At 63.7% G+C, this 4,810-nt stretch carries 4 protein-coding genes; all 4 read right to left on the minus strand.

Annotated elements, in window-relative coordinates; translation table 11 throughout:
• On the minus strand, window positions 1-1,338 hold a 1,338-nt coding region (locus WA989_RS17660), incomplete at its 3' end, for a UdgX family uracil-DNA binding protein (protein ID WP_424341789.1).
• Window positions 1,335-2,585 (minus strand): putative DNA modification/repair radical SAM protein, encoded by a 1,251-nt coding sequence (locus WA989_RS17665; RefSeq protein WP_424341790.1) that lies wholly within the window; start codon window positions 2,583-2,585, stop codon window positions 1,335-1,337. The genes WA989_RS17665 and WA989_RS17660, both read right to left, overlap by 4 nt.
• A gap of 90 nt (window positions 2,586-2,675) precedes the next feature.
• Entirely contained in the window at window positions 2,676-3,791 is a 1,116-nt protein-coding gene (locus WA989_RS17670) for a M14 family zinc carboxypeptidase (RefSeq protein ID WP_424341791.1), read from the minus strand.
• Between the two features lie 104 nt (window positions 3,792-3,895).
• On the minus strand, window positions 3,896-4,810 hold a 915-nt coding region (locus tag WA989_RS17675), incomplete at its 5' end, for an enoyl-CoA hydratase (protein ID WP_424341792.1).

Genomic DNA, 4,810 nt, shown 5'->3' on the forward strand with positions numbered 1-4,810 from the left:
CGTCACCACGGCCTGCCCGCGATTCCCGAGGTCTATCGCACGCCCGCGCACCTCGCCGATCTTCATCGTCTTGCCGAACAACCCGCGCGCCGCCGTCGCGCCAAGCGCCACGGTCACGTCCGGGTTCAAGAAGCCGCGCTCCAGGTCGAGCCACCAGCGGCAGGCATCGATTTCGCCGGCATTCGGGCGCTGGTGCATGCGCCGCTTGCCGCGCGGGGTGAATTTGAAATGCTTCACGGCATTGGTGACATAGGCGCTCTTCCGGTCGATCCCGGCCTCGCCCAGCACACGGTCCAGCACCTTGCCCGCCGGCCCGACAAAGGGACGCCCGGCGATGTCCTCCTCATCGCCCGGCTGCTCGCCGACAATCATCAGCCGCGCATCGGAAGGCCCTTCGCCAAACACGGCCTGCGAGGCATCCTTGTAGAGCGGGCAGCGCTGGCAGGCAGAGACCGCCTTGCGCGCCTCCTCAAGCGAGGTAATTTCTTCTGGCATGTCCGGCTCTGCTGCCCGCCGCTCGGCGAGGCGGCGCGAGAGAAGCGAGGGCGCACTCACCGCCTCTTCCTGCATCTGGCGCGTGCGGGTCTGCGCGCCCGATATCATCGCCGGGATGAGATCGGCCTCCGGCAAATTCGCCCAGTATTTCTTCGGCATCTCGGACGTCATCGCGCTGACTTTCAAGCGCGCCGGATTGAAGATGGAGCGGAAATAGGTCCGCCACTGATCCTCCACTGCATCGCCGGAGGGCACGTCGGATTTCTGCCCGCCCGGCCCATAGGTGAGCGTGCTGCCATCCCAGATCGCGGTCGCTTCCGGGGTCACGATCACCCAGTCCATATTCGGAAACCGACGCATGAAGAAAGGCGCGCCGAGCCGGGTGATGCGATGGGTTGGCTCGAACCAGGCCGCAAACCGCTCGCGCCCGTCTTCGGCCATGCCCGCTTCGCGGAAGCGCACAAAGGCATGCATCTTGTGCACATCGCGCCGGATCGCTTTTTCGGCGGATTTGAGCCAGCTAACATCCGGATCGGTCAGATCGGACAACAGGCCCGGGCGCTTCTGCACCTTGCAGAGCACCGAATACAGCCGGTCGAAGCGCTCCGGCGCAGTATGGCAGATGACTTTTTCAGCGAGCGAGAGGAAAGCCTTGTTCGCGCGCACGTCCCGCTTTGCCTCAAGGCTCTCGAGCGTCGGCCCTGCCCCCGCCAGAAGAGACCCAGCCCGCCCCGGCGGTTGCCAATCTACCTCGCCCGGCCGGATGCCTGCCGCACACAGCCTTCGTGCCGCCTCGCGCCATGCGGCGAAATCAGTCTCGCTGTCGAGCGCCACCTCGATCATGCAAACAGGCTCAGCTGTTCAGGCGGCGGGGCAAACCGGCTACGCAGGCCTGCCTCATCGGTCAGCCCGCCCGGCGACCAGTCCGCCGCCACGATGAAAGGCAGCGCCGTCTTCACCGAATGCACGATCCGCGACAGCCCGTCGAGCCGCAGCCGCCCATGCCGGCGCGCGGCCATGATCCGCTTGACGCTTTTCGGCCCCAGCCCAGGCACACGCAGCAAGTCCCGGCGGGTCGCCCGGTTCACATCGACCGGAAAATGCCCACGGTTCTGCAGCGCCCAGGCAAGCTTCGGGTCGATATCGAGCGCCAACATCCCGCCTTCGGTCGTGCCGGCCACTTCATCGGCCTCAAACCCGTAGAATCTACACATCCAGTCGGCCTGATAGAGCCTGTGCTCGCGGATCAGCGGCGGCTTCACAGGCGGCAGGTCAGACGAGGCATCCGGCACCGGGCTATAGGCCGAATAATAGACCCGTTTCAGCCCATACCCGGCATAGAGTTTCGAGGCCGTTCCAAGGATCTGCGCATCGTTCGTCCCGTCCGCGCCGACAATCATCTGCGTCGACTGCCCGCCCGGCGCAAAGCGCGGCACACGCGCCTTCCTGATCACCCGGCTTTTGATCGCATCCTTGCGATCATCGATGCCGGATTTCACATCCGCCATCGCCTTGCGGATCGTCTGCCCGGTCTTTTCCGGCGCATAGGATTTGAGGCTCTCCTCGCTCGGCAATTCGATGTTCACAGACAGCCTGTCAGCATGGCGGCCGGCCGCTTTGATCAGCTCCGGGTCGGCTTCGGCGATCGTCTTCAGATGGATATAGCCGCGAAACCCGTGATCCTCGCGCAAGCTGCGCGCAACCTCGACCAGCTGCTCCATCGTATAGTCCGGCGAGCGGATGATGCCGGAGGAGAGGAACAGCCCTTCGATATAGTTGCGCTTGTAGAAATCGAGCGTCAGCGTGACGACTTCGTCCGGGGTGAACCGCGCCCGCTCGACATTCGAAGACGACCGGTTCACGCAATAGCGGCAATCGAAAATACAGAAATTGGTCAGCAGGATCTTCAGCAGCGAAATACATCGCCCGTCCGGCGTATAGGAATGGCAGATGCCCATGCCTTCGGTCGAGCCGAGGCCGGACTTGCCCACCGAACTACGCTTCGATGTGCCGGACGAGGCGCAGGACGCATCATATTTCGCCGCATCCGCTAGGATGGAGAGCTTGTCGATGAGCGATGTCTTCACCATGCGGATCACCTTTGCGAGAACAGAACAAAGATGGAACATTTTTGCGCCGGGATGCAAGGGTGATGTGCAGAGTTATTTGTCGAGGGCCCATCAGCGCCGCGAATAGGCGATCACCTCACGCGCAATTTCCGCCGCTGTACAGCTTATCGTCTCAACCGCTTCATTATCGCCGAACTCCACCGTCAGCGCCGGCGCGCCGAGCTCTGCCAGCCCCCAGGATTTCGATGTCCCGCTGTCGGCCCGGTGCCCCGGTTTCCAGTTGGGGTGGCTACATCCCGGCTGGTCGAGGCGGGCTTTAAGCTGCGGCAGGAAGGCCGCATCGGGCGACGCATTCTCGAAAGGCGGGGTGTAGATCACCGTATTCCAGGTCGAATGGAAATCGAACATGGCGACGGCGCGTTTGCCGTCGGCCCGCGCTTTCAGATGCGCGGTCAACGCAGCGATCTCCGGCTGGGCCTGCGCGTACCAGTCCCGGTTCAAATCCACGCCGCCAATATTCAGCCGCCAATGGCCATTCTCGACACCGTCCGGATTGGCGACGGGCACGGCGACCAGCAAATGCTCGTCCCAGAAACCTTCGGGCGCTTCGGCGAGCAGCGTTTCCAGGAAGACGCGATACCCTGCCGTGCCGGGAAGTTCGGGGGGGTGCTGGCGGGTCAGCGCAATAATGATCTTGTCCGCATCCTCGGCGCCTTTCTCAAACGCGATGAGCGGCCGGCCCTCAGCTGAGCGGCCATAGTCCACCTCTTTCAGCCCGTGCCGGCCGGCAAGCGCGCGCGCCGCCCCGAGGCTTTGCTCGACCGTGAACACAGGATGGGCCGCGACATAGGTCACGCCCGCCGGAAGCTCGAGGGTCACAGTCGCCAGATGCTCGTCGTCGCTGAGGTCAATCCGGCCTTCACCCAGCTTCGTCCATGCTCCGCCATCGCGGCTCATATAGGGCGTGTAGCGATGCTCATAATCGAGGTAATCCAGTGTCAGCGAGACGGACCGCGAGGCAGCCGACTGGATTGCGAAGGCATACCACGGGCTCGGATTGATCGGGCCGGACGTGGAGCGCTCATGCATAACGCTTACTGTCGCTTCATCGGCGCCGTCGACCGTGCACGCATGCTGGCCAGCGCCGGAAAACGCCGCCGAGATAACAAGTCCATTCCCGCTGCAGAGGGCATAGTCCGGCTTACCGCCAGCGGGCGCAGAACTCACGCATGCCGCGGTCCAGAAGGCGGCGAACAGTGTAGCGCCGCGGACCATATTTCGACCGGATATCATCGCGTCCAATGCTCCCTCAAAATTCTACTCACCTGTGCCTAGCGCCCTTTGAAATCAGGCTTGCGCTTGTCCAGGAAAGCACGGTGACCCTCGGCGATATCCTCGCTGTTCGTCGCCGCCATGATGGCCTTGCTGACAGCGTCCATGTCGCGGCTTGCCGGATCGCCTGACGCGGCATCAATCGAGAGCTTGGCCGCGGCCAGCGAGAGCGGCGCATTCGCGGCGATCTGGGCAGCGATTCCGAGCGCGCGCGCCTCTAGCGCGTCATCGGCGACGCACTCATCGATCAGCCCCATGCGGAGTGCATCGCCTGCCCCATAGATCCCGCCTGTGAACATCACATGCTTCGCCCGCGACGGCCCGACGGCGGCAACAAGCCGCTCGATCCCGCCATAGGGATAGCCGACGCCAAGCTTCGCCGCCGGGATGCCGAACCGGGATGTCTCGGACGCGATGCGGATATCGCAATTGAGCGCCGTCGCCATGCCGCCGCCAATACAGGCGCCGCGGATCATGGCGAGGGTCGGCAGGCGCGTGGCCGCGAGTGCTTCATAGGCCGCATCCGTCTCGCGCCGGAACCCGCCATCCTCGGCGGCTGATTTGATCCGCTTCTCGAATTCGGAAATATCCGCGCCCGAGACAAAGGCTTTCCGCCCTGCCCCTGTGACGATGATGAGTTTGACCTCAGCGTCCGCCTCAAAGGCGGAAATCACCTGCGGGATCGCTTCCCACATCTCTGTGGTGACGGCGTTGCGCCGCGCCGGATTGTTGAAGACGATCCAGCCAACGCCGCCATTCGACAGGCCGGCAAGCTGGTCTATCGAGCCATCGACGCGCCGCCCGCCTGGCATGGTCCAGTCTTCGCTCACAGCCTGTCTCCCAAATCCGCCACTCGCTTCTCCTAAACGCGCAGCGCGGAAATACAACGCGGCAAGCGTCCACAGACTTTCGGC

Source organism: Henriciella sp., assembly GCF_049649345.1.
Lineage (GTDB): Bacteria > Pseudomonadota > Alphaproteobacteria > Caulobacterales > Hyphomonadaceae > Henriciella.